Origin of the sequence: Victivallis lenta, from assembly GCF_009695545.1 — a bacterium.
Taxonomy (GTDB): Bacteria; Verrucomicrobiota; Lentisphaeria; order Victivallales; family Victivallaceae; genus Victivallis; species Victivallis lenta.
In genome coordinates, this window is the sequence record NZ_VUNS01000003.1 from 153,586 (window position 1) to 178,290 (window position 24,705).

A 24,705-nucleotide genomic window follows, 5' to 3' on the forward strand; every position below is an offset into this window, starting at 1 on the left:
CCGTTCCCGTCAGCTTCGCTCCGTCAATATTGTCCGAAGACGGTTTCCGGCCGCGTATCAGGCGCGGACGTCACCAGAAAACTCGCCAGTTCGGCGGCTTCGGCCAGCGCCATGACCTCGGCGCTCTGTTCGAGCGTGACTCCCTGGTCGGCCAGAATGATGATCGTTGCATTCCGGCTGCGGCCGTGCACTTCGTTGAACTGCTGCTTCAGCGATTCGAGCGTAACCGGGCGGTCGTTGAAGTAGAGCAGCCGGCCGCCTTCGGAATTCCGCGCGATCGTCACCACGAACTTTTCGAGATCCGCCACGCTCGACGGCCTCACCCGCGGCGGATTGACCCGAATTCCGGAGACCCGCACAAACGAGCTCGACAGGAAGAGAAACAGCATGACCAGAAACATCACGTCGATCAGCGCAGTCAGTTCCGGCCAGCCGCTTTTCGGCCTGAGGCGCGGTTTGTAACGCCGATCGCCGATCGAAGGATTATTCATGCTTCGCCTCCGCCGCTCCGCCCTCTCTGCGCCGCCGCTCGATAAAACCGAGCATTTCCAGCGACGCCTTCTCCATATCCAGCGTGATCAGATTGACCCGGGCGATCAGATAATTGTAAGCCAGATAACACGGAATCGCCACAGCCAGCGCCGCCGCCGTCGAAATCAGCGCCATATTCACAGCCCCCGCGATATCCGTCGCAGAAAACGCCTCGTTGGTCTGGGCGACCTGAAACACCTTCATCATCCCGAGCACGGTGCCGAGAAAACCGATCAGCGGCAGCACGAAGCCGAGGGTGGAGAGCAGATTGATATGACGTTCAAGCTTCGGGATCTCTTCCAGCGCCGCATCGTCCACCGCCTTGCGGATGTCGTCGTCGCCGCGTTCATAGGCGCGGATCGCGGCGGCCAGCAGCCGGGCCGCCGGACCGGGCGTATGGTCGCAAAGCGTCAGCGCCTCGACGAAACCGTCGCGCCGCAGCACATTGAACAGGCCGCGCAGCAGCTCGCCGACGTTGATCTCCTCGCGGTGAAACTGAAACACCTTCTTCAGAAAGATGAACAGCGCCACCACGCTGCAGAACAAGATCACCCACATGATCGGACCGCCGTCCCTCATCAACTCCAGGAACAATGACATCTTATGGCTTCCTTTGCAAATTGTATTTCCGCTGAATTTCCTGACGGACCCGGTCGAAATCCTCGCCGGTCGGCAGCTGCAGCTCTTCGAGAATCCAGGTCACCCGCAGCGCATTGCGCGCGCCGGCAGGCGTCCCGGGCTTCAGATAAGCGAGCGCCGCGGCATATCCGGCCTTGCCGGTCCATACCGCGTCCGGCACCAGGCCGTTCCGTTTCTGGTCGAGCGCCAGATAAAGTACCCGGTTGTAGACCTCGAGCGCCTTTTCAAGCTCATCCGAAAGCTCGCGGCATTTGCCGAGCTTGTAGAGGCTCTGCAGCTGCAGCCGCGGATTCGAGCTCTCCTGCGACAGCATCTCATACAGCTCCGCAGCGGCTTTGAGATCGGCCGGATCAAGCGTCTCGGCATAAATGCTGTAACGCATATCCGCGATTCTCCCGGCGGCGACCCGCCCGAACAGACCTTCCGGACGCAGCTCCCGCGCTTTCGTGTAAAACGCGAGCGCCGCGGCGTAATGCCCGGCATCCGCCTCGAGGTTGCCCGCCATCATTGCGGCATCCGCCGCGAACGGACCGGCGGGAAACTTTTCAAGCAGGGTTTCGAGCTGCGCCATGGCCTCCGCCGTCTTCCCTGACGATGCACTGATTTTCGCCCGGCGATAGAGAATTTCGGCGGCGACCTCCGGATTTTTCGCCGCGCCGCGCTTCTCAAGCTCGGCAAGCTGCGTTTCCGCCGCCGCGCCATCGCCTTCGGTCTCAAGGTAATCGGCCAGCTGCAGCCGCGATTCAATACCGGCCGCGGAGTCCGGGAAACGGCTGTCCAGCAGCTTCAGCGCCTTGTCCACCACCTCTCTGTCCCCGCCGAAGCAGCCGGACTGCATGGCCAGATAGAGCGCGCGCGGCGCATCCGCCGGAGCCGGCTTTCGCTCGGCGTAGCGGAAGAATCCGTCCGCAGCCGCCGGAAAATCCCGCAGCGCAAGCGCAAGCTCCGCAGCCGAAAGCATCGCCGCCGAAACAAAATCGGAATCGGGATGCAGAATCAGAAATCTCTCGTATTCGCTGCGCGCCGCTGCCGCCTGGCCGCGTTTTTCAAGCAGAAACGCCCGGAAATATTCAGCGGCGACCCGGTATTTCGCTTCACGCGCATCGCGCAGCTTTTCCGCGATCGGTGCCGCTTCGGCGTAGCGCCCCAGCGGAATCAGCGACTGCAGCAGCCAGTAACGGGCGGTGTCGGCATTCGGCCCGTTGGCATCCGCAACCGTCTTCATGAGCTCCGCGGCCCGGACAAAGTCGCCGCGACGGAAATAGTGCTCGCCGAGCAGCAGTTCTCCTTCGAGCTTCTGAGCCGGCGCCTCCGCCTGATCGACCAGATATCGGAACATCTTTTCGGCAACGGAAAACATGCCGGCATTCGAAGCGGCGACGGCGGCTTCACGGGCGGCAACCAGCCGGCTGGCTGCCGGAATCCGGTTGTCCCCGGTAATCCGCGAATAGAGTTCGACCGCGTCTCCGGGTTTCCCGGCCCGGGCGAGAAGCCGCGCACCGCGCATCAGAAGGCCGGTCCGGTCCGGAGCGTCCGGGAAAAATTTCAGATAACGCCGGACCGTCTCCGCCGCCTGCACCGGGTCGCTGCCGGATTGCAGGTTGATCAGCTCGCGCAGCGCGTTCTGCCTCTCCGGGTCCGTATCCGCCAGATCGAACGCGTCCGCCCACAGCCGGGCGGCGGCCTCCGGCTGTTTCATTTCAAGCGCGAGACGGGCGCCGTCCGCGGCGAGCAGGTAGAGAACCGGAGCCGGATTTTTCCAGCCCTTTTTCCGCAACTCGCCCCAGCCCGTGTAGAATTGGTCGAACTTCCTGCTGCGAAGGAGATAAAGAAGATCGAGACAGAGCCAGTGTTCCGCATCGTCCGCCCGGAACTTGCCGGAGCTGAGCAAAACGGCCGCCGCCGTCAGGTTGCCGGATTCGAGCAATGTGAAAATACGCGCCTCATGAGCGCGTCTGACCCACTGCGGCAAATCCGCGTTTTCGTTTTCGATCTGTTCGAATTTTTCGAGAGCGCCCTTATAGTTTTTCTGCCGGAGCCGCGCTTCGCCGATACCGAGCTCGGCCGCACAGGCGACGCCCGGGTCGGAGGCTCCCGAGGCGAGCGACGCAAAAAAAGTCTCCGCCTCGCCGTATCGCTTTTCAGCCATCAGGATCAGTCCCGGCAGCATTCCGGCGGAACGGGCCGGAAAACGCGAACGGTACTCGGCAAGCAGCTGCTTGGCCTCCTCGACATCGCCGTCCCGCAACTTCGCTTCGGCCATGGAGAGCGTGTTCACGCCCCATCGTTCAGCGTCATCGCCGGCGATCAGCCGGGCGTTGTCGAAAAATTTCGCGGCGCTTTTGTAATCGCCGGCCGACAGCGCTTCTTCCCCGAGACGCCGTTCGGAGGCTTCGTCGGCAAAAAGCGGCGAAAGGAACGCGAAAAACAACGCTCCCGCCGCCGCCGTGATGAAAAGTCCTTTTTTCAAGGCATCACCGCCCCGGGTTATTCCCCGGCCTCGGGAGCAGCGGCCGGAACATCGGCTTCGTCTCCCTCCTGAAAGACGACCTCGCCGCCCCGGATCTTCGCGTTGATCCGGTCGGTGAGCTTCTGCTGCAGCTCCGGCGACCCGGCGATCAGCGCCTTGGTCTGGTCCCGTCCCTGCCCGAGCTGTTCGCCGTCGAGACTGAACCAGCTGCCGCGCTTCTCGAGAATGCCCATATCCGTCGCGACGTCGAGAATCGAACCGGCCTTCGAAATGCCTTCATTGTACATGATATCGAACTCGGCCTGGCGGAACGGGGGCGCCATTTTATTCTTGATGACCTTGACCCGCGCCCGGTTGCCGATGATATTGCCGGCCGGGTCCTTGATCACCGTGGTCTTGCGGATATCCATGCGGATCGAAGCGTAGAACTTCAGCGCGTTGCCGCCCGTGGTGGTTTCGGGATTGCCGAACATGACGCCGATCTTCTCGCGGATCTGGTTCGTGAAGACGATGCAGCTCCCGGTGCGGGAGACGACGCCGGTCAGCTTCCGCAGCGCCTGCGACATGAGCCGCGCCTGAAGGCCCACGTGCGAATCGCCCATCTGCCCCTCGATCTCCGCCTTCGGCACCAGCGCCGCGACCGAGTCGACCACGAGAACGTCGATCGCCTCGCTGCGCACGAGCATATCGGCGATATTCAACGCATCCTCGCCGCAGTCCGGCTGGGAAATCAGCAGATTTTCGATGTCGACGCCGATCTTCTTCGCGTAACCGGGGTCGATCGCATGCTCGGCGTCGATGATCGCGCACCGGCCGCCCTTCGCCTGCGCATTGGCGATGATATGCAGACAGAGCGTGGTTTTTCCGCTCGACTCGGGTCCGAAAATCTCGATGATGCGGCCGGCCGGAACACCTCCGATACCGAGCGCAAGGTCGAGCGCGAGCGAACCCGTGCTGATGACCGGAACGTCCTGCTGGGCCGCGCCCGTATCGCCGAGGCGCATGATCGACCCTTTGCCGAAACTCTTCTCGATCTGGCCGATCGCAATCTGAAGGTTCTTGTCGCGGCTGCTATTCTTATCGGAGGCTTTGTTCTCTTTTTCCGCCATTTCCGTACTCCTGTAATATGATGGATGAGTGTTTCACGCACTGCGGCAATCGCGCCGCAATCAAATATCGAGGTCCTTGACGCCCGCCGCATGCTTTTCGATGTAGTCGCGCCGCGGTTCGACCACGTCGCCCATCAGAAGCGTGAACATCTGGTCGGCGATGATCGCATCCTCCATGGTGACCCGGATCATCTTGCGGGTTTCGGGGTCCATGGTCGTCTCCCACAGCTGTTCGGCGTTCATTTCGCCGAGACCCTTGTACCGCTGGATGCGCAGCCCGGTCTGCCCGTTCGAACGGACCAGCCGGAACAGCTCCTCAAGCGAATTGGCCGGCGTGCCGACGTTATCCGGGGTGGTAACCGTGAAGAGCTCCGCATCCTGGTCGAACACATTGCGCGGAGTCAGGTTGTGCGCGGCCAGCTCGGCGACCAGCGCCTCGCAGTTCGCCGCCTCGAAAATGTCGATGACATCGAAATGACGGGCAAGTTCCGCCGCGCGTTCGGCAGCGGCAGCCTCCGAAGCGGGATCGCCCGGAATGACTTCGGGGGCTGCGCCGGCCAGCCGGGTCTCCGCCTCATGCAGGAACGCGTGCTGCTCTTCGGCCGAATACAGATACTTCAGCGTATTCGTGCCGTCGGCCTCGCGCACGGTAATGTGGCTGATCGGACACCTGCCGTCCTCGCGGATCGCGTCGAAATACTCCTGCGGATCGATGCCGCAGCGGCGGAGTCCCTGCGAAACCTGTGCGGCGCGGGAATAGAGCTCGATGAGCGAAGAGAGCTGCTCCGGCGTCAGCTGCGAACCGTCCGCCGCCCTGACCGCCAGGTCCTCTCCGCCGAGCTGGACCAGGTAGCGGTCGAGCTGTTCCTCCGTATCGATGTACTGCTCTTTCTTCTTGCGGGTGACCTTGAAGAGCGGCGGTTTCGCGATGTAGACGTAGCCGGCCTCGATCAGCGGCTTCATCTGGCGGAAGAAGAAAGTCAGCAGCAAAGTGCGGATGTGCGAACCGTCGACGTCGGCATCGGTCATGATGACCACACGGTGATACCGCGCCTTCGAAACGTCGAACTCCTGCCCGATTCCGCAGCCGATTGCATAGATCAGCGACTGGATTTCCTTGTTTGCGAACACCTTGTCGATCCGCACCTTTTCGACGTTCAGCAGTTTGCCGCGAATCGGCAGGATCGCCTGGATCTTGCTGTCGCGCCCGGATTTCGCCGAGCCGCCGGCCGAGTCACCCTCGACGATGTAAAGTTCGCATTTGGAGGGGTCGCGGTTCGAGCAGTCAGCCAGTTTTCCGGGCAGCCCGAGCCCTTCGAGGGCTCCCTTGCGGCGGACGCTTTCGCGCGCCTTCTTGGCAGCCTCGCGCGCCCGCGCCGCCAGCATCGCGCTGTTGCCGATGTTCTGGGCGATCTGCGGATTCTCCTCGAGATAATCGCCGAGCTCCTCGTTGATGACCGAGGTCACGATGCCCTGCACTTCGGAATTGCCGAGTTTGGTCTTGGTCTGCCCCTCGAACTGCGGATCCGGCACCTTCACGCTGACCACGGCCGACAGCCCCTCGCGCACGTCGGTGCCCGAGAGCGTCGTGTCGTTCTTCATGCGCTCTTTGGTGTAATTGTTGATCGTGCGGGTCAGCGCCATCTGGAAGCCGGTCAGGTGGGTGCCTCCCTCGATGGTGTTGATGTTGTTCGCATAGCTGTAAACGTTTTCGGTATTGCCGTCGTTGTACTGCATGGCGACTTCGACGTCGATGCCGTTGCGCTCGCGGTGGAAGTAGATCACTTCCGGATTGATCAGCGTTTTGTTGGCATTCAGCATCGCGACGAATTCGCGGATGCCGCCCTCATAGTGGAAAACTTCGGAACGCTGCGGGTTGTCGGCTTCGAGCCGTTCGTCGGTGAAGACGATGCGGATGCCGCTGTTCAGGAACGCGAGTTCGCGCAGACGCTTGGCGAGGATATCCCGCACATAGACCACATCGGAAAAAATCGTCGCATCCGGCTTGAAGGAGACCTTCGTGCCGCGCTTCGCGGTCGGCCCGAGCTCCTTGAGCTGCATCGTCGTGACGCCGCGCTCGAAACGAATCCGGTACGCCTTGCCGCCGCGGTAGACTTCGACCTCCATCCAGTCGGACAGCGCATTCACGCAGGAGACGCCGACGCCGTGCAGGCCGCCCGAAACCTTATAGGAGTTATGGTCGAATTTGCCGCCCGCATGCAGGATGGTCAGCACAACTTCGACGGCCGGTTTGCCCTCGCCTTCGTGGATATCGACCGGAATGCCGCGCCCGTCGTCCTCGACCGTGATCGAATTATCCGGATGAATGGTGACCGCGACATGGCTCGCATACCCGGCGAGCGCTTCGTCGATCGAGTTGTCGACGACTTCGTAGACCAGATGGTGCAGTCCGCGCTGCCCGGTGTCGCCGATATACATCGAGGGGCGGACGCGAACCGCTTCGAGACCCTCGAGAACGGTGATCTTGCTGGCACTGTATTCGGATGCGGAACTGTTTATGTCAACGGTATTTTCGCTCATGTCTCCCACTCTCTTTCCAGGATTATTTCAACAGTTGGACAATATACAGCCTCCGCGGTGCAATTTCAAGAAAAAAGATTGCATATTTACGCGCGCGTGCTATGTTTTGTCACCAGAAACAACATACGGGGAGGCATCCGTGTCCGACATCCAGATCACCTACTTCGAAGAACTCAAGCGCAAACTCATCCATCTCTCTTCGCTCTGGATGGTTTTCGCAGTCGTGCTGATTCCGAACCGCTGGATCACGGCGGGGCTTTTCGCGTTTCTGCTGGCGGGAACGCTGTTGTGGGAACACGCCTACGCCTGCCGGCGGCCGGTACTGACTCCGCTCTACGGCTTTTTCTTCGGAAGGATGCTGCGGAAGGAGCCGGAACCCGGAGCCTGGATCGTCTCGGGCGGCAGCTACGTGCTTATGGCGGCGCTGCTGGTGACGGTGCTCTATGCGCCGCTTGCTGCCGGCGGAGCGCTGGCGGTCATGCTGACCGGGGATGCGGCGGCGGCACTGATCGGGCGCCGGTTCGGACGCCACCGGGCGCCGAACAACAAAAGCTGGGAGGGAGTGGCGGCGTTCCTGCTGGTCGGCGGCGGCGTGCTGGCGCTTTACCTTGCGTCTGTCGGAGCGCCGCCGCGATTGTTCCTTGCCGGAACGGCGGCGATCATTCCGGCCTGCGCTGCCAAACTTTTCGAAAAACAGCTGCATATCGACGACAACTTTTCGATTCCGGTCATCATCGGATTCGGGCTCCAGCTCGGGTTGTGGACACAGAACGCGTAAGAGGACAGGGCCATCCGGCCCCGGCGGGATTCTTCAGCGTGCATTCCTTATCCGGACCGCAGGCCGATGGGACGCCGACACCGGTTCCCGCCGCTTTTTCTTCCGTTCACAGCTTCAGATTGTCGAGGGCGCCCCAGCGGGCATCGGGTTCCTCTTCGTCCCGGCAGGCGCATTTCTCTCGATTCAGGTTCTTCCCGCAATGCGGGCAGAGTCCCCTGCACTCCTCGGAGCAGAGCAGGTTCATCGGCAGCTCAAGCAGCATTTCCGCCCGCACATCCTCCGTAATATCCAGTTCATCCTCCTCCGGCAGCTCGTAGAACAGACAGACGCCGGAATTTTCAACGTCGCAGCTGACCGGCTCCAGACAGCGGCCGCAGGTGCCTGAAAGCGAAGTCCTGACCTTTCCCTCCACCAACGCCCCGCCGGAGACAGCTTTGGCCAGCAGGTCATAGTGAACCGGCGCCGTGACGGACAACAGCTCGGAGGGTTCGATTTCGAGCCATTCCGCCGGCTCGTCGCCGACCAGTTCGATCGGCTCCTTTTCCAGACGTGCAACGGAGAATTTGATCATTTTCCCGCCCCCCTCATCGCTTTGATTTTCGCCTCGATCGCCGGAACCATCGCCGGCGGAACATAGCCGCGGAAATCGGCGCCGAGCATTGCGACCTCCTTGACCATGTGGGAACTCACAAACGAGTTCTCCTGCGTCGGAGTCATGAAGATCGTCTCGCACGAATGGCGCAGACTGCGGTTCATCAATGCCATCTGAAGCTCGTATTCGAAATCGGAGAAAGCGCGCAGTCCGCGAAGCACCGCATGCGCCCTGAACTGTTCGATCGCATCGACGAGCAGCCCGTGAAACATCACGACCTTCACATGGGGAATGTCTTTGCAGCAGCGTTCGATCAGTTCCTTGCGCTCCTCCATGGTGAACATCGGGGATTTCTGGGAATTGACGGCGATTGCGACGATCACCTGATCGAACAACAGACCGGCCCGGACCACCAGATCGAGGTGCCCGTTGGTGAACGGATCGAAAGAGCCGGGATAGAGTACGGTTTTCATCGGAATTTCCTGTCGTAGAGTTGTTGACGAGCGGTTATAGTCAGTGTATCTTAATATACGCTGAAATTGATTTTAATGCAAGGGGAAGCCGGAATTTTACCTCCGGAACCGGAAAACATATGACGGACGAATTGTTGAAATTTACCGAAACCGGCCACCTGGGGCTGTCCGGCGAAAGCAGAACCAGGCGGAAGCTGACGCTCGGGATCGGCGTGTTCGACGGAGTTCACCTCGGTCACCGCCGCATCATTGCCGAGGTGACCGGCCTTGCGCGGGCAAACGGATCGGTTCCTGCCGCGATGACGTTCGACCCACATCCGCGCGCCGTGCTGTGCCCGGACGAACCGCCGGTCCTGCTGGTTCCGCTGAAGGAACGGGTCCGGCTCCTGCGCGAAGCCGGCGCCGAGCTGGTCTGGGTCCAACCGTTCACCCCGGAATTCGCCCACCTCGAACCGGAACAGTTCCTCGAACGGCTCTTTGCGTGTCCCGATATCGAGCTTGCCGGCATCTGTGTCGGCGAAAAGTGGCGTTTCGGGCGCGGCGGGCGCGGCGGGCGCGAGACGCTCGCCGCCTATGCGGAGTCGCACCGGCTTGAATTCCGGGCCTGTCCCGAACTTGAACTGAATAACGAAACCGTCAGCTCGAGTGCGATCCGGCGGGCAATTTCGGCCGGAAAGCTCGAACAGGCCGCCGCGATGCTCGGCAGGCCGTACCGTCTGATCGGCACGGTCGAACGCGGTTACCATGCGGCCAGCGACCGGCTCGACTGTCCGACCGCGAATCTGGCGCTTTCCGCCGGCGTGCTGCCTCCCGACGGCGTGTATGCGGCGGCGGCATACCGCAACGGCGTACCGTATGCGGCGGTTGTTAACATCGGTTTCGCCCCGACCTTCGGCTGGGAGCAGGCGAAGCGCCGGGTCGAAGTCCATCTGCTCGATTTCCACGGGAATCTCTACGGCAGCGAGCTCGGCGTCGAATTCCTGCATTACCTGCGGGAGGAACGCACCTTCTCCGATCCGGAGGCGCTCAAACGGCAGATCGACGGCGATATTTTACAGATCCGGGATTTTTTTGCGAAGAGCCGATTTCAAAAATAGTTCCGGCATTGACTACGAAAACAACGAATCAATCGATGAGGTGAAAATATGATGGAAGGCAGAACCTATCTGGCCAGCGACCTTGCCGGCGAACTCGGGCTGCCGCGCAGCACCATCAACGACTGGCTGGTGCGTTATGCGGATTATCTCGAAGTCGACACCCGCGGCAAGCGGAAGGTCTATTCGGCCAAGTCCCTGCGGATTCTGAAGGAAATCTCGGAGATGCGCAACGAGGGAAAAAGTTCGTTCGAAATCGAACAGCTGCTCGCCTCCCGCTACGGCATCCGTCCCGAAGTGGCGCCTCCCGCACCCCAGGGACCGGAGCAGCAGCCGGGCGCCTCCGGCGAGACGCTGCCCGCACCCCAGGAAGGCGGCCTCCCGGCACTTCGGCCGGCATTCGAACAAATGACGGTTCAGATCAACACCGAATTCCTGAAACTTGCCAACCGGCTCGAAGAAGCGGAGCGTTACCGGAAACGGCTTGTGCAGCGGATGTGGGCGGTGACCGCCGGTCTCATTGTCGCGCTCGCGGTGCTGGTACTCGTTCTTGCGCTCATCATGTATCAGGTGTTCGGGCGGATCGAGAAGAAAAACCGTGAAACCGCCGAAACCCTGAGCCGGGAATCCGGCGAAAAGCTCGGCGAACTCGGCGTCGTGCTGGACAGCTCCCGCCAGGATTTCAACGAGAATATCGCAAAGCTGAAGGAGGAAATGGCCGCCCAGCGCAGAAGCTTCGAAGAAAAACTGAAGGAGCTTGAAGCGAACTCCGCCACCCGAGCAGAAGCGCAGATCATCAAATTCAAGGAGGAGTTCGCCCGCCGCCAGCAGGAAGAACTCAAACGGCTGGAAGGACTTCAGCAGACCGTGCGCGAAACCGCCAAATCCCAGCTCGACGCGGTAAAGGAAGAGATGCGCAGACAGGAAGCCGCCCGGCTCGAAGCCGAAAAGGCCGCCGCTGCCAAAAAGGAGGCCGAAGCCAGATTGAACCAGCCGAAGGAAACCCAGAAACAGGAGCAGAAACCGGCTCCGTCGAAGGAGGTTCCGAAACAGGAACAGCAGAAACCGGCTCCGGTTCAGGCTCCGGCCAGTACGCAGAAACCGGAGACTGTGAAGTGATAGCCGGGCTCGGCACGGATATCGTCGAAATCGGGCGGATCGTCCGGATGCTCGACAAATTCGGCGACGCCTTCCGCGAGCGGATCTGCACGCCGGCGGAACTGGCCGAAGGCAGCCGGCGGCGCCATGCTTCAACTTATTATGCCGGGCGCTGGGCGGTCAAGGAGGCCGCGGCGAAAGCGCTCGGCTGCGGCATCGGCGAACATTGCAGCTTTACGGATGTGGAGCTCGGAAACGGCCCGGCCGGAGCGCCGTTCCTGAAATTGAGCGGAAAAGCGGCGGAATATGCGGCGAGGCGCGGCGGCGGACTCTTTCACGTCTCTCTCAGCCACGAAGCGACCTATGCGACTGCGGTCGTCATCTGGGAGATCAACTGAAGGCCGGACTCATGCGGGAAGAATTTATTTTCTCCGGCGCCTCGCCGGTCGATTCTCCGGTCGTAATCCATCTTGCGGGAAGCAGCTGGTGCGACGGCAGTTATCTGATCGAACGCAGCAGCAGCGACTTATGGGTGATTGAATTCGTCGAAGCCGGAACCGGAACGCTGGAGGTGGACGGCCGGACCTGTCATCCATCCGCCGGAGACCTTTACCTTGCCCCATTCGGAGCCTGTCATCGTTATTACTCAAGCGCGGAGTCGCCATGGATCAAACATTGGATCAACTTCTCCGGTCCGCTGATGCCGGAGCTCCTCCGGCTCTTCAAGCTCGAGGGAATCATCCATGTCCCGGGCTTTTCCCGACCGGAGCTTTTCAAGCAGGCATTGCACCAGCTCCGGCTCCATCCGCAGGAGGCGCACAGCCGTATCGGACCCGAGTTCCTGATGGCGGTCGTTTCCACCATGGCCGCCGACCTGCGCGCCGCCGATCACCGTCATCGGAAAAACCCCGAAGCGCAGGAACTGCGCAACTGGCTCGACACCCAGATCTTCGCCCCGACTCCCTCCCTCGATGAAATGGCGACAAAGATATCGCGGTCTCGCGGACAGACAATCCGCATCTTCAAAAGCGAATACGGAGAAACTCCGGTCCAATACCTGATCGGACGCAAAATCGAAGCGGCGCGGGAGCTTCTGCGCGGTTCGCCGGTTGCCATAAAGGAGATTGCGGACAAGCTCCATTTTTCGGACGAATATTACTTCGCTTCCGTATTCAAGCGAAAAACCGGAATTGCTCCCGGCCGCTACCGCTCCTGGAAAAATTAAACAATTCCTTATAAATCAATTATTTATAAAGTGACGGATCAATCCGTCACTAATAGCGGATCAATCCGTTATTTGCACTCTTCCAGAAATTCACGAATTCTGGCCGCCATCGAATTCTGATGAATGCGGATGATCTTCATCTCACGCTCGACACTGGCGGGCGAGTCGGAGGCATGGGCGGTATTGACCATGACATTGCTGCCGAAATCGCGGCGGACGGTGCCGCCCGGCGCCTTCGACGGATCGGTCGGCCCGAGCACGGAACGGATCTTGGCGATCGCATCCGGTCCCTCATAGATCAGGACCAGGCATTTGGCCTGCGAGTTCTGAAGCTTCTTTTCCTCCTCGGTACATTCCTCCGGACGCTTGCCGGACATGAATTCGATCAGTTGCGAGAACTGATCGTCCGCATACGGAATTCCGACCGATTCGGTCAGCGAGGCAACGGCGTTTTCCGGCAGGGACACTTTGAATTTATCCTCGAAAAGCTGCTTGGCCTGCTCGCCGATTTTCGGAGCAAGCTTGCTGCGAAGTGCATTCTGCACGGAACCGTAAAATTCAAGCGCGTCGTTCACACTCATCCGATGGACCTTGCAGCCGACGATCCGGAGCCCGGTGCGGCTCAGCATATCGATGATGTTGCCGGGACGGCTGGACGGGCAGCGCCAGTTGTCCGGCTTGATGATGACGAGCGTGCGTTCATCCTCCGGAGCGGAGCCGAGCGAATTATCGACCAGATTCGGCGTATTCTCCGCGAAATCCGCAAAAATGCTGAGTTTATTGATCGCTTCGCGCAGATCCGGCGGCGTCAGAACGGCCGGCTCGAAATAACGGACGATTCCGGGATTGTCCTTATCCTCCACCACATCGGCATACGTATCGCGCAGCGTTTCGCCGGCGCTGATGCATTTCGGCGAATACGGCGAGAGCCGCCCGGTGATGCCGGTCAGCTTCCGGCAGGCGTCCTCCCCGCGGAACAGGAGCATCAGGGCGCGTTCCTTGCGGCCGTCTTCGCGCGGCGGAAAATTCTCCCGCACATAATCGGCCAGCATCTTTCCCGTATCTTTCGCTTCCATCGCCTCGAGACTCCGGGCGTAACGTTCCGCCATTTCCGGTGTGAAGGCAAGCATCTGCGCGCCGATGAATTCCAGATCGGTCCGCGACATAAGCCGCGCGATGATACCGCCGGTACGGGATTTCAGCAGACTGTAGGGTGTAATGATGATGTACGATACTTCGATTGCCATGACGGTTCCCTTCCCCTTTTGCGGAAAACAAAAACACCTCCGGAAATCCCATCCCCGGAAGCTGACTGCAAATAGCGTTAACTCATTACTATACCACCATTTTTTCCGATCGGCAAATCAGAAATCGCGCTTTCCCGCCAAAAAATTCGGTCCGGACAATCAAATCCTTATATTCATCAAGTTTTAAAAGTACCTCTTTCATCCTTCATCTTTCCTGCCGGAAAGCCTGAAGCATGTCACTCTCCGGGAAAAATCTTCGCTTTCAACCGTTCCGTCACGAGGTTCCGCAGTCTGTCCTCCGGCAGTCGCCGCCGGCCTCCGCAGCTTTCGCGCAGAACAACTTCAGGAGCGGGCAATTCGGCCGCGCTCCATTCCGTCTGCCCGGAGGAGAGCTCCAAAGCACGGACCAGCAGCCGTTTCGCCAGATAGTCATACGGAAATTGAATGGTGGTCAGCGGCGGGTCGACATAACGGCCGAACGCAAAATTATTAAAGCCCATAACCGCCATCTCTTCCGGGAGGGTCCAGCCGTTTTTCGAAGCGGCGATGACCAGACGCATCGCCTCCACGTCGTCTTCGCAGATCACCGCCAGGTTGCCGCGGAAAGGTTCCCATTCCTTCAGAATGCGGCTGAACCGGCCGGAATCGTCGTCGACGAACTGATCCAGAATCGGCAGATGGTCCGTCGCTTCCATAAACTCCCGGTAATAACCGTATTTATCCTTGCTCGACCCGCTGAATGCGCTGCGCCTGAGGTACGCGATCGCCTTATAGCCGAGTTCATAAAAGTAACCGCATTGGAACAGCATCGAATTCCGGCTGTACCAGCGGCCGTAAATCTCCGGCGGTTCATAGCAGAACCGCTCATATCCGGCAATCAGGTCGCCGACGACGAGCGGAATCGGACTCCTGTCGAACAACCGGTGAACCTCCTTCACATTGAGGTTGTTCCGGTCCGCAGTCAGAACGGCGGCCCGGCAGCCGGTTTTCTTCATATCCTCCACAACCTCGACCGCCTTGTCCCAGTTGGCCGCACTCTGAAGTTCGAGCTGGATTTCCATCGCAGTGGCGGCACGTTCGAGCTCCATCAGGAGCGGCGTGGAAAACTCGGTCGGTCCCGGACAGAGCAGAATTCCGATTTTCCGCATCGAAACGATTTGTACTTTCGCCTGCGGCTTTCCGACCAGATGGCTGGTATTCCGCCGGACGAAATTGCCGAGGCGGGAACGTTTCTCCAGAATTCCGTCATTGCAAAGCAGCTGCACCGCCTTGCGCACGGTATGAAAATTGCAGTCGAACTGTTCGGCCAGATCCCGGATCGGCGGCAGTTTCCGGCCGATTTCATATTTCTCATCCCGGATCAGACTGATGATCGAATTGACGACCCGCTCGTAGACAAAACGGTCCTCCTCCCGCCCCGGAACAGAAGAAAATTCCGGCAGGACGGTTTTGAATTTCGACGACATAATCCCCGCAACTTCCATATTATATTTGTTCGGTTTGACCGGATGGTATAACATACTTCCATTCCCGGAAAAATCCAGTATTCACTCTTTCAGGTTTTCGAACGCAGAATGCCCGAACCTTTCCTCACCACCGGAAATATCGGAACGGATCGTCCGAGCTGACCGGTTCGTCCACATAGAAGCGGATCGGCGGAAGAACACGGATTGCCGGAGTTCCGAGAATTCCCCCATTCCCGCGAAGATCGTTACAGAGAACCGCAAGATGATTCACGCCGGTACGCAGGAGTTTCGATGAAAAACGATGGACCCGCTGCGCCGCCCAATAATCGTCCGGATTCGTTTTCTGCGTCAGCTCACCGAGAAAATGACCGTTCAGCCAGACCCACGACTCGTCATCCACCGGACCGAGGGACAAAACGCATTCTCTTTCCGGCCCGATGCCGGAAGGCAGGTGAAACGTTGTCCTGTACCAGAAGAAACCATCGTAATTTTCAAGCTTTCCGATCTGCGTATCGAATGCGCCGGGAACTGCAACCGGCACCCAGGAACGGTCCGCCTGAAAATCCGCGGCGAACCATTTTTCCGACCGTCCCTTTGCCTGCGGATCGGCTTTACCGATCCATTTCCCGGAAAGGTCGAAAACCGGGTGAATTTTTTCTTCTTCCGGAAACAGCCGTTTCCAGATTCCGGGCCGGGATTCCGCCCCGAGATTGAAAAGAAGGCGTGCAACTGCTCCCGTATTTCTTCTGCGGCTGGTCCTGAACTGAAACTCCTGCGGATCGAACATCCAGGGAGCAACCTGGAAGGCAACCGCCGTTCCCCTGCCGATTTTCCTGACGCGAAGCGCACGTCCGCCGGGTCCGGAGGAACTGAACGCATCCATAGAAAGCTCTCTGCGCCAATGGAGATCCGCATTGGAAATACCGAGAAATTCCGGTATTTCCGCAATTCCTTCCGCATAATCGGAGTAATATCTGCCGGGATGCGTCCCGAATCTGCCGGGAAGGAGAGCATTCAATTCCTGACCGGAGAGCCCGAGCATCAGAACATTCAGACCATTCTCCACCGCTTCAGTCAAATCCGGAAGTTCCGCGCCGGGAGCAACGATCAGAAGTCCGTTCTCCGGAACCGTATCCGTTTCCCGGGCGGAAACCAGAAGATTTTCCAGCAACTGTCGTCCTTCCTGATCCCCCGCATACCAGGTCGGACGCCGTACGGCAACCTCCGCACGGTCGAGACGGAGAATCAATTTTTTCAGCATTTCCTCCGCTTCCGGATCACTCTCCGTCCGTCCGGAGAGATCGAATTGTGAAAATACGGCAATTCCCCGTCCCGCCTTCAATTCGAGCGCCGGAGTATACTGAAGATCGAATCCGCCCTGCATCAGCGGGAGGAAATTTCCGGCGGACGGCTTTTCCAGAGGCACGCTGCAGATGTTGCCCCGGTTTCCGGCCCGCCACGCCCTTGAATTGGTGAATCCCTGCCAATTCCACTGCGGATAACTGTTTTCCGGGTCCGGAATTTTGAAATACGGCTCCGTCAAAGTGGAACTGCCGCGCCAGTTTGCAATCTCGCCGCCGTGAAAATTCCGGACCAGCGGAAACAGTTTGCGCAATCCATATTCCGTTCCCCGGAATCCGAGCCGGTTCAGTACGGAGAGTTCCTGCTCCAGAACCAGCAGCTTTCCCCCCTTCTCCATCCATCCGGCCAACTGCGGCATTGTGTTTTTCAGGGCATTCCTCCCGATCACCAGCAATTCGACGGCTTTCAAATCGGTACAATCGTCCAGTTCACGGAACGGAATCTTCCATTTGCGCAAAACGGCAGTCGTTTTTCCCTCCGGATCAAAAACTCCGATTTTCGAAGAAATCGTTACGGAAGTATCGGGAATGACGTCAATTCGAAAACTGTCGGAGCTCTCCTGTCCTTCGCCGAAATTGATTTGCGCACGAATGTTCAACATGGTTCCGGAATATGCAGCAGGCACAGTGAAGACCACCGGAACGCCGGTTCGTGTTCCGGGCTCCGCGAAAAATTCTCTTTTTTCTCTGATATCCAATTCCGGAATGCTCCATTCCACACGGATTTTCTCCTTGCGGCGACTGTCGTTGAGGACAAGGACCTGCTTCCGGACGGTTTCTCCGCGGCGAAAATTATGACCTTTTTCTGTAAAATCCCCGATTTTACCCGCAATCCATGCAATCTTTTCGCGCATCCAGGGCAACCCGGCCGCACCGACGACGGACGGTTTGTATTCCGTATTGAAATCCGTCAGGAAATTGCCTCCGCCCCGTGCGGTATCCGGAACGATACCGGGCCTTTTCAGGTTCTCAAAACGTTTCGCCCACGGCCCATTGAAGGTTTCTCCGGTTCTTTCCCATAACAACTCGAAATCCCAGGGAAGGAGGCCGGAAACGCCGCGGCCGCGCAGTTCCCTGAAATTATCCTTCACCATTTCGGCGCAGACGGGAAGCGTCGCTTTCCGATAAGGGAAAACCTCGATATAACGTACCGGCCTGTTGCCGGCGGAAACTTTTTCCTGATTCCGGTAGGAAGCCTCCTTGCCGGATGAAGTTTGATAGGTCCGTTCTCCGAAAATCGCCGCATTGTATTCGTTCAGCCAGATGCACTGAACTCCTTTTGCACTGCTGTAGACGAATCCGGGTCCGCGATAGCTTGTCCACGAGGCTGTATGAGGCATTCCCCATTCGACAAAAATCAGCGGCTTTGATCCGGCTTTTTCCCAATGTTCCAGCCAGTCGCTCCGCTCCTGGGCAGGAACCCAATTCAGATAGCAGTTGAGCGTAATAAGTTCCCCGAGATTCCCGGATTCATGGTGATACACCGGCCTGGTCGCATCAATGGAAGCGATCAGCTTTCCGGCAGCCAGGGCCTGACGGCGGGGACGGGATTGCGTATATTTGTCCGGTGTGTGAATTCCATCCAGTTTCAATGGATTCTGATCCGCGATATATCCGGCCGCATTGTGTGTAGCCGCGTAAAGAACGATTCCCGGAACGTTCTGAAAACGGCGGATCAGGAATTCCGCCTGCGCAAGATACCGATTCCGTTCTTCCGGCGTTTCGAGCGCCCAGTTGAAATGAGACGCATGCGGCATGGTCAGCGAAGTCAGAACGCCTGCTTTGGAGGCTTCCCGATAAAAGTGATCCTGATACCCGACAATTCCCGGAGCAAAAGAGTAGTTGTAAGCGATCAGGTGATTGAAACCTGCCTTCCCGGCTCGTTCCGCAATCTGCCGGGCAACCTCTCTGCTGGAGCGCGCCGCCCCCTCCCGCATGGAGGAAGAAGCCATCGAACGCAGATGAATCACGGAACCGTTCAGCATGAAATTTTTCCCCTCACACCAGAATTCCCGAAAACCGAACTCCTGCGGAAAAAATTCATCGACTGTTTTCCCGTCCGCCCGCCGGAGGCGAATTTCAGCGACATAGATATTTTCCGGCGTATCCGTGTCCCAGAGCTTCGGCGCAAGCCAGTCTGCGGAAAAACTCCGGCGGAACTTCTTCCCTTCTTTTACGTGGAATATACCGGACCGGAAATTCAGGAGTGTCTCTTTCCCTTCTTTGATTTCAGCTTCCAGATAATAATCGCCGGGAACGGCGGATGCAATGCCGACATCGCAGGTGATCCGTTTTTTTCGCCAGCTGGTAATGACATGCACATCCGAAACCGCTGCTTCCGAAGGTTCTGCGGTCAGGAACATGTCACCGGTGATGCCCCGGTTCGAAACTCCGGCATCCGATTTGACCAGTCTTCCCGGCGCCATGAAAACACTGCCCGTAAGTCCGTCGTTCTTCGCGGAAACCAACAGAACGATCTCCTGTGTTTTCCCCGGCCGGATTCGTTCGGTCAAATCGATTTTTCCTCCCGGATAGTAGAGTTCCCCGGACTTTTTTCCATCGATGAAAATCCGGGCGCAGGTTTGCAGCATGGTGATTTCCAGACTGATTCTTTTTCCGCTCCACTCCGCGGGGATTGCAACGGTTCTCCTGTACCATGCAGTATTGAGTCCGGCCGGGTCGAATCCCGCCGCCGCCATGGGAGACAGGACAATGAGGTTGTTGTCTCCCGGCTGCTCAGCTCCCCATCCCATGCCGGGCCAGACGCCGGGAACTTTGAACCAGCCCCAGCCGGTTCCCTCATCCGGAATATCTTTTGCGTCTGTTTCTGTACGAACCGGGAAAAAATTCCATAATCCGTTCATACACACTGTTTCCCGTGTCGAAGTGGCGATACGGAAAGCGTCGGAAATGTCCCATTGGCGTTCTCTGGACAACCTCCCGGGAATCGGGGCATCGAGATTCATCTCTTTCAAAGAGTTCAGTGGTTCCAACTTCATTTCCCGAAATTCGACCGTTCCGGATTTCCCGAGGTTCGTCGGCGCAATCTCAAGGTAAACTGCGCCGGGAGGAATCTCATAAAGCCGGGTACATTCCCGGAGTTCCGATGTGCCGGAACCGCCGAAGACATCGGGCCACGGTCCGGTTCCTTCACGTTTTTTATCGAAAAACCGCATGGCGAGACGCCCGTTCCGCCATCCCTGTTTCCCTGAAACAACCCCTGTCAATTTCATTTTCATGGAGAGCAGGACATACTTCCATTCCGGCTTCAGGAGAATCCGCTTTTCCGTTCCTGTACTTCCGCCGTTCACGGTAACATTGAGGAGCCCGTGTTCGACCCGGTACGAAACTCCCTTTACAGCAGGCCATCCGGCTGCATCGCCTTCGGAATCCGAATCCAGCAAAAGATTCTCCGCTGAAGCACTACTGCAGAAAAGGAGTGACAGACATCCGATGAACCAACCAATTCTTTTCATAACCGTCCCGGTATTGATGCATTGAAATTCAGCGGGGAAGAAACGTGACGCCCCATTTATTGTAATTGCTGATAAACTCCCCCCGATCCGCCGCTGCCGCATGCCCGTCTCCCCACAACACATTGACTGCGTCCCGATGCGAGAGCCACGGTGACGCGCCCCAGGTTTCACTGTTGTCCAGACTTGAAGTCAGCTTGTTTCTGTGAAGCCTGCGACTTTTCAACCTCCCGTCCGCAAGAAACACAAACCGGGACGGAACGCTGATCTTACGGAACCGCAATGCACCGTCCCATCCGGCAACATCCTGCGCTTCCCATTCGTTCCTCGAGGTTTGCGCACCATTGTAATTTGCCGGATAACAGTGAACGGTAAGCAGTTCAAGTTCCGATATACCTTCCGGAATATCCGTCACATTGGGACATTGCGTGAGCCTGGTCTGTCCGGAATTGAGATATCCCGCCAGATAAAGCATGAGGTTGTAAGTGCCGGATGTTCCCTCACCGTAACCAGTGGCCGCCGTACAGATGGCGTCATTGAACGCATCCAGATAGAGGACGGTATAAGTTCCCAGCTGCTTCAAGTTATTCATACACTGGCTTTCCTTCGCCTTTTCCCGGGACTTGTTCAACGCCGGCAGCAGCATTGCGGCCAGAATCGCGATGATGGCAATAACAACCAGCAGTTCAATCAAGGTGAAATTCCGGAGGCTGTTCGAGACAATGCGTTTTTTCATTTCATCCGTTCCTTTTTGTTTCACTCACAGCGGGAAATTGCGGCATCATTCGGTTTCTGTTATATATTTTACTAGATAAGTAATCGATCTCCAATGATAAAAACTATTATTTATTGACAAAATCTATTTTATCAAGCAAAAAAGTAAAAAAGAATGAAGTACAGAAAAGTGACGAAATAAAAAAATCCGAATGCCGCAATATAACAGCATCCGGAAAATCGAAAAGAAATCAGTCGGCAGTTACCGTTGAGCCGGAGCGGAATAGAAGGTTCCTCTCTCCCGCTTCTCAATTTCCAGGAATCCGGCCTTGAACAGCCGGTCCAGGATCGGATGGAATTCGACAGCCCGGCAGCCGAGCGCCACTTCCAGATCGTCAACAGTCGCCGGACGACGGCTGACCAGATCCATAATCCTTTTTTCCATCTCCGTGAAAAGTGACGGATTCTGTCCGGCACTTTTTGAGCGGTAACGGAACGGACCGACCGCCTCGACCGCGACAAACGGCTCCAGAGCAGCGATAAAACGACGGGTATTTGACGGTTCGGACGGACGAATCCAATCGACAACTCCGGGGCGGTCAAGCGTGTTGAGCTGGACCAGATCAACCTGCATCGGGCGGATAATTTCCACGAAGCGGGAAATCGATTCGTCGGAATCATTCACGCCGGGAACAATGAAGAGTTCCAGAAAAATCTCCTGCTTTGAGCAGCGGCAGAAATCCGTAAGATCATAAATAAACCGATCGAACTCCAATCCCGGTGCCGGCCGGTTGATGATCCGGAACTCCTCGCTGTTCGAGGCGTCAAGTGACGGAACAATCCGGTCAATTCCGGCAATTTCACGGCGAAGTGACGGATCGCCCAGGCAGAAACCGTTGGTCAGCAGGCAAAGCTTGTACTGCGGGTAAGCACGTTTCAGAAATTCGGTAACCCGGCCGATGCCTGAATTCAACGTCGGCTCACCGGAACCGGAAAAGGTGATATAATCCAGCTCCGGATGCGGCTTCAGAACCGCATCAAGTTCCGCGATCACTTCATCCACCGGCACATACTCCCGGCGTTCGAGCGTCAGCTCCGTCGTCGCTTTTGCTTCGCAATAGATGCAGTCGAGCGAGCAGGTCTTAGGGCGAACCAGATCCACTCCGAGAGAGACACCGAGGCGGCGGGAAGCCACCGGCCCGAACACATATTTTCTGATCATCTCACCACCATTTGTTCTTATCGTTACCGTTTCCCGAGCCGTCCGGCAAGCGGAATCTCCTCCGCATCCCTGAAATAAGGCAAAGCGGGAAACTCGGTAAATGTGAAAAACTGCTGATCCGCTCCCGATATCGCATCGAAAAAACGGTTTTTATTCGCTTCATCCAGTTCGCCCGTTACATCATCGACCAGAACCGCCACTTTTTCGGATGCCGAACGCCGAACCAGATTGAATTCGGCCAGCTTCAGCAGCAGAGAGATCATGCGGATCTGTCCGGTCGACCCATAATGACGCAGCTGGCGGCCGTCCAGATAGAATTCGAATTCGTCGAGCTGCGGACCGATGCCGGTACACGCCCGCAGCAGCTCCCTTTCCCGGTTCTTTTCCAGCAGAGCCAGATACTCCGACTCCGACTCCGGATAATCGAACCGGTACAGAATGCGGAATTCTCCGCCTCCGCGCTGCTTCAGAAGCGCATTGAGCTCCTGTTCGACCGATCCGGCATATTGCCGCCGCAATGCCGCAATCGACGGCGCATTGGCGGCAAGCTCCGGTTCGAACGCCGCGACGATGCTCCGGTTGACCGGCGGCTTCAACGCCCGGTTCCGCTGTGCCAGTGCCCGGCTGTAATCGGCCAGCCGGGTCAGGTAGGTGCTGTCCAGCGTCGAAATCAGCATATCGAAAAAACGACGGCGAAATGACGAACTTCCGCCGGCGATATTCCGGTCTTCCGGCACGAAAACAACGGCGCGGAATTCCCGGATGAATTCGCTTGAGCGACGAATCCGGCTGCTGCCGATCAGCGTCTCACGCCGGTTTCCGTGCTGGATGACCTTCAGCGTCTCGGGATAACCGCGCGAATGCACCCGGGCCGACAATTCGAAACCGCGGCTGCCGATCCGGGTCAGTTCCCGTCCCGACGCACTCCGGAACGAACGCAGGATACTCAGAAAATAGATGCTCTCAAGCAGATTCGTTTTACCGGTGCCGTTCGGACCGGTGAACACGACCTTCTCGCCGGAAAAGTGAAACTCGCCGCTTTCGCAGTTCCGAAAGTCGGCGAGATTCAGTTGTTCCAGCAGAAACACGGCCGCGCCGCACTTATTTTTTGCGAATCGGCATGATGACGTAGAGGAACCCTTCGTCGGCCTCGATCGCCACCGGATTCAGCGGATCGTTCAGCTTCATGCGGACACTCTCCGCATCGCAGTTGCGAAGCGGGTCCGCCAGGAACGCCGGATTGAACGAAACCTCGAACGGTTCACCTTCGAACGCGACTTCAACCATATCGCTGCCTTCGCCGACTTCGGTACTCGAGGCCTGCAGCCGGAGCTGGTTGTTTTCAAAACGCAGAATGATATAACTGCTCGAATCCGAAAGCACGAGCGAAACCGTTTCGATCTTGCCGAGGAACACCGAAGCCGGAACTTCGACCGAGCGGCTGAACGAAGCCGGAACCACCTGGCGGTAGTTCGGATAGTTGCCTTCGATCAGCTTCGTCGTAAGTTCGAAGTCATTGCCGACGAAACTGCACTGCTTGTCGCCGATCCGGATGGTCATCAGATCGTCGCCGTCCAGCAGGCGGCGCGTCTCCTGCGCCGCTTTCAGCGGAATGATCGCATCGCCGTCGCCGCCGGTGATCGATTCCGGCGTTTTCTCCTGCATGGCCAGCCGCTTGCCGTCGGTCGCCACCAGCGTGATCGTCGACTCGCGGGCACTCAGCAGCACGCCGGTCAGAACCTTGCGGGAATCATCGGCGCTGACCGCATAGGCGATCGAAGCGACCATTTTCTTGAATTCTCCCTCCTTGACCCGGATCTCCCGCTTCGCCTCGAACTGCTCCGCTGCCGGAAAATCCGCGGCGGCCAGACCGAGCAGCGTGAAATGGCTGGTTCCGCATTTCAGCTTGATGTGATCCTTGTCGTCGATATCGAACATGACGTCGGCGCCGACAAAGCAGCCGACCAGAGAAGCGAGTTTGCGCGCCGGCGCCGTGGAAACCCCCGGAACCTCGACCGCCGCTTCGATCTTCGTCGAAATTCTGATTTCAAGATCGGTCGTGGTCAGCGTGAGGACATTATCCTCCGCCTGCATGAGAACGTTGCCGAGAACCGGAAACATCGAACGGGATCCGATGATGCTCCCTACCCGCTGCAGCGCTTTCTGCAGTTTCTCGCGGTTGACGGTAAATTTCATTTTTCGAGTCTCCAGGATGATTTTCCATATTCTTGAATGATCATGACGGTAATTTACACCGGCAAATCTGAAAAAACAACTCCGAAATCGAGATTTTCAAATATTCTGTTCCGGCCGGAAAAACGTTTCCGCCGCGTCTCCGTGCATTTTTTCTCTCTCTATGTGTATTGAAAAGAAAAGAAGAAATTTATGGCAGCAGTAGAAGCGGCTCTTTTTTGTGAATAACTCTGCAATTGCCTGTAGTTAAAATAATTCACCTGTCTGTTTTTTGTGAACAACCGGGATGATAACGCCTCGAAAACCGGTGAAAAACAAAAGATCAACACTGAACTGACAATTTATTAACAGAAGATTGACAATATTGTCATCATGCCTGTAAAGCTGCGTATCGCCGTTTTGCTTCATACGCCGGATTGAAGAGGGGAAAGCGCCTTCTCCGGCTCCTGCGGAGTGTGATTGCTCCTAATCTGATAATT

General features: G+C 57.7%; 19 protein-coding genes. 5 read left to right on the forward strand and 14 right to left on the reverse strand.

Features of this window, described 5'->3' with window-relative positions; genetic code table 11:
- Positions 1–23 precede the first annotated feature (23 nt).
- The 5 genes from FYJ85_RS04445 to gyrB are packed head-to-tail and all read right to left on the reverse strand — an operon-like array spanning position 24 to position 7,290.
- The gene (locus tag FYJ85_RS04445) at positions 24–491 is read right to left on the reverse strand and encodes an ExbD/TolR family protein (RefSeq protein ID WP_106053908.1); all 468 of its coding nucleotides are present in this window, start codon (positions 489–491) and stop codon (positions 24–26) included.
- Positions 484–1,131 (reverse strand): MotA/TolQ/ExbB proton channel family protein, encoded by a 648-nt coding sequence (locus tag FYJ85_RS04450; protein WP_106053907.1) that lies wholly within the window; start codon positions 1,129–1,131, stop codon positions 484–486. Before FYJ85_RS04450 ends, FYJ85_RS04445 begins: the two co-directional genes overlap by 8 nt.
- A gap of 1 nt (position 1,132) precedes the next feature.
- Entirely contained in the window at positions 1,133–3,640 is a 2,508-nt protein-coding gene (locus FYJ85_RS04455; RefSeq protein WP_106053906.1) for a tetratricopeptide repeat protein, read from the reverse strand.
- A gap of 17 nt (positions 3,641–3,657) precedes the next feature.
- Positions 3,658–4,749, reverse strand: coding sequence for a recombinase RecA (gene recA / locus FYJ85_RS04460; protein ID WP_106053905.1), 1,092 nt, complete (start codon positions 4,747–4,749; stop codon positions 3,658–3,660).
- A 60-nt stretch (positions 4,750–4,809) separates the two neighbouring features.
- The gene (gene gyrB / locus FYJ85_RS04465) at positions 4,810–7,290 is read right to left on the reverse strand and encodes a DNA topoisomerase (ATP-hydrolyzing) subunit B (RefSeq protein ID WP_106053904.1); all 2,481 of its coding nucleotides are present in this window, start codon (positions 7,288–7,290) and stop codon (positions 4,810–4,812) included.
- Between the two features lie 139 nt (positions 7,291–7,429).
- Here gyrB and FYJ85_RS04470 point away from each other — a divergent pair, with 139 nt between their 5' ends.
- Positions 7,430–8,068 carry a diacylglycerol/polyprenol kinase family protein gene (locus FYJ85_RS04470; protein WP_154417110.1) on the forward strand — a complete coding sequence of 213 codons (639 nt, stop codon included), beginning with the start codon at positions 7,430–7,432 and terminating at the stop codon, positions 8,066–8,068.
- A gap of 106 nt (positions 8,069–8,174) precedes the next feature.
- Here FYJ85_RS04470 and FYJ85_RS04475 read toward each other — a convergent pair whose 3' ends face one another.
- The gene (locus FYJ85_RS04475) at positions 8,175–8,639 is read right to left on the reverse strand and encodes a YceD family protein (RefSeq protein WP_106053902.1); all 465 of its coding nucleotides are present in this window, start codon (positions 8,637–8,639) and stop codon (positions 8,175–8,177) included.
- Positions 8,636–9,133 (reverse strand): pantetheine-phosphate adenylyltransferase, encoded by a 498-nt coding sequence (coaD, locus tag FYJ85_RS04480; protein ID WP_106053901.1) that lies wholly within the window; start codon positions 9,131–9,133, stop codon positions 8,636–8,638. The genes FYJ85_RS04475 and coaD overlap by 4 nt, the downstream gene beginning before the upstream one ends.
- A 119-nt stretch (positions 9,134–9,252) precedes the next feature.
- Here coaD and ribF point away from each other — a divergent pair, with 119 nt between their 5' ends.
- From ribF to FYJ85_RS04500, 4 genes are read left to right on the forward strand one after another with little or no spacing between them, the layout of a single operon-like run.
- Complete coding sequence (ribF, locus tag FYJ85_RS04485; RefSeq protein ID WP_154417111.1) at positions 9,253–10,230, forward strand: riboflavin biosynthesis protein RibF; 978 nt, start codon at positions 9,253–9,255, stop codon at positions 10,228–10,230.
- A gap of 48 nt (positions 10,231–10,278) precedes the next feature.
- Positions 10,279–11,346: a MerR family transcriptional regulator gene (locus tag FYJ85_RS04490; protein ID WP_106053899.1), complete on the forward strand. Its 1,068-nt coding sequence runs from the start codon at positions 10,279–10,281 to the stop codon at positions 11,344–11,346.
- On the forward strand, positions 11,343–11,723 hold the full coding sequence (acpS, locus tag FYJ85_RS04495; RefSeq protein ID WP_106053898.1) for a holo-ACP synthase: 381 nt from the start codon (positions 11,343–11,345) through the stop codon (positions 11,721–11,723). The genes FYJ85_RS04490 and acpS overlap by 4 nt, the downstream gene beginning before the upstream one ends.
- Positions 11,724–11,734: 11 nt before the next feature.
- On the forward strand, positions 11,735–12,550 hold the full coding sequence (locus tag FYJ85_RS04500) for a helix-turn-helix domain-containing protein (protein ID WP_106053897.1): 816 nt from the start codon (positions 11,735–11,737) through the stop codon (positions 12,548–12,550).
- A gap of 68 nt (positions 12,551–12,618) precedes the next feature.
- Here FYJ85_RS04500 and FYJ85_RS04505 read toward each other — a convergent pair whose 3' ends face one another.
- From FYJ85_RS04505 to dnaN, 7 genes are all read right to left on the reverse strand, one after another.
- Positions 12,619–13,797, reverse strand: coding sequence for a nucleoside-diphosphate kinase (locus FYJ85_RS04505; protein WP_154417112.1), 1,179 nt, complete (start codon positions 13,795–13,797; stop codon positions 12,619–12,621).
- 236 nt (positions 13,798–14,033) lie between these two features.
- Complete coding sequence (locus tag FYJ85_RS04510) at positions 14,034–15,263, reverse strand: substrate-binding domain-containing protein (protein WP_206212967.1); 1,230 nt, start codon at positions 15,261–15,263, stop codon at positions 14,034–14,036.
- A 124-nt stretch (positions 15,264–15,387) separates the two neighbouring features.
- Positions 15,388–20,028, reverse strand: a complete 4,641-nt coding sequence (locus FYJ85_RS04515; RefSeq protein WP_206212968.1) for a beta galactosidase jelly roll domain-containing protein — start codon at positions 20,026–20,028, stop codon at positions 15,388–15,390.
- A 100-nt stretch (positions 20,029–20,128) separates the two neighbouring features.
- Positions 20,129–20,833 (reverse strand): prepilin-type N-terminal cleavage/methylation domain-containing protein, encoded by a 705-nt coding sequence (locus tag FYJ85_RS04520; protein WP_154417115.1) that lies wholly within the window; start codon positions 20,831–20,833, stop codon positions 20,129–20,131.
- 240 nt (positions 20,834–21,073) lie between these two features.
- Positions 21,074–22,033, reverse strand: coding sequence for a radical SAM protein (locus tag FYJ85_RS04525; protein ID WP_154417116.1), 960 nt, complete (start codon positions 22,031–22,033; stop codon positions 21,074–21,076).
- Between the two features lie 23 nt (positions 22,034–22,056).
- Entirely contained in the window at positions 22,057–23,121 is a 1,065-nt protein-coding gene (gene recF, locus FYJ85_RS04530) for a DNA replication/repair protein RecF (RefSeq protein ID WP_154417117.1), read from the reverse strand.
- 13 nt (positions 23,122–23,134) lie between these two features.
- On the reverse strand, positions 23,135–24,229 hold the full coding sequence (gene dnaN, locus FYJ85_RS04535) for a DNA polymerase III subunit beta (protein WP_106053890.1): 1,095 nt from the start codon (positions 24,227–24,229) through the stop codon (positions 23,135–23,137).
- Positions 24,230–24,705: the final 476 nt, after the last annotated feature.

Coding starts and splice junctions, on each gene's coding strand:
- FYJ85_RS04520 (WP_154417115.1), bottom strand. CDS start 20,833: ATGAAAAAACGCATTGTCTCGAACAGCCTCCGGAATTTCACCTTGATT.
- FYJ85_RS04505 (WP_154417112.1), bottom strand. CDS start 13,797: ATGGCAATCGAAGTATCGTACATCATCATTACACCCTACAGTCTGCTG.
- FYJ85_RS04525 (WP_154417116.1), bottom strand. CDS start 22,033: ATGATCAGAAAATATGTGTTCGGGCCGGTGGCTTCCCGCCGCCTCGGT.
- gyrB (WP_106053904.1), bottom strand. CDS start 7,290: ATGAGCGAAAATACCGTTGACATAAACAGTTCCGCATCCGAATACAGT.
- FYJ85_RS04500 (WP_106053897.1), top strand. CDS start 11,735: ATGCGGGAAGAATTTATTTTCTCCGGCGCCTCGCCGGTCGATTCTCCG.
- recA (WP_106053905.1), bottom strand. CDS start 4,749: ATGGCGGAAAAAGAGAACAAAGCCTCCGATAAGAATAGCAGCCGCGAC.
- FYJ85_RS04510 (WP_206212967.1), bottom strand. CDS start 15,263: ATGTCGTCGAAATTCAAAACCGTCCTGCCGGAATTTTCTTCTGTTCCG.
- ribF (WP_154417111.1), top strand. CDS start 9,253: ATGACGGACGAATTGTTGAAATTTACCGAAACCGGCCACCTGGGGCTG.
- coaD (WP_106053901.1), bottom strand. CDS start 9,133: ATGAAAACCGTACTCTATCCCGGCTCTTTCGATCCGTTCACCAACGGG.
- dnaN (WP_106053890.1), bottom strand. CDS start 24,229: ATGAAATTTACCGTCAACCGCGAGAAACTGCAGAAAGCGCTGCAGCGG.
- FYJ85_RS04490 (WP_106053899.1), top strand. CDS start 10,279: ATGATGGAAGGCAGAACCTATCTGGCCAGCGACCTTGCCGGCGAACTC.
- FYJ85_RS04475 (WP_106053902.1), bottom strand. CDS start 8,639: ATGATCAAATTCTCCGTTGCACGTCTGGAAAAGGAGCCGATCGAACTG.
- FYJ85_RS04445 (WP_106053908.1), bottom strand. CDS start 491: ATGAATAATCCTTCGATCGGCGATCGGCGTTACAAACCGCGCCTCAGG.
- FYJ85_RS04450 (WP_106053907.1), bottom strand. CDS start 1,131: ATGTCATTGTTCCTGGAGTTGATGAGGGACGGCGGTCCGATCATGTGG.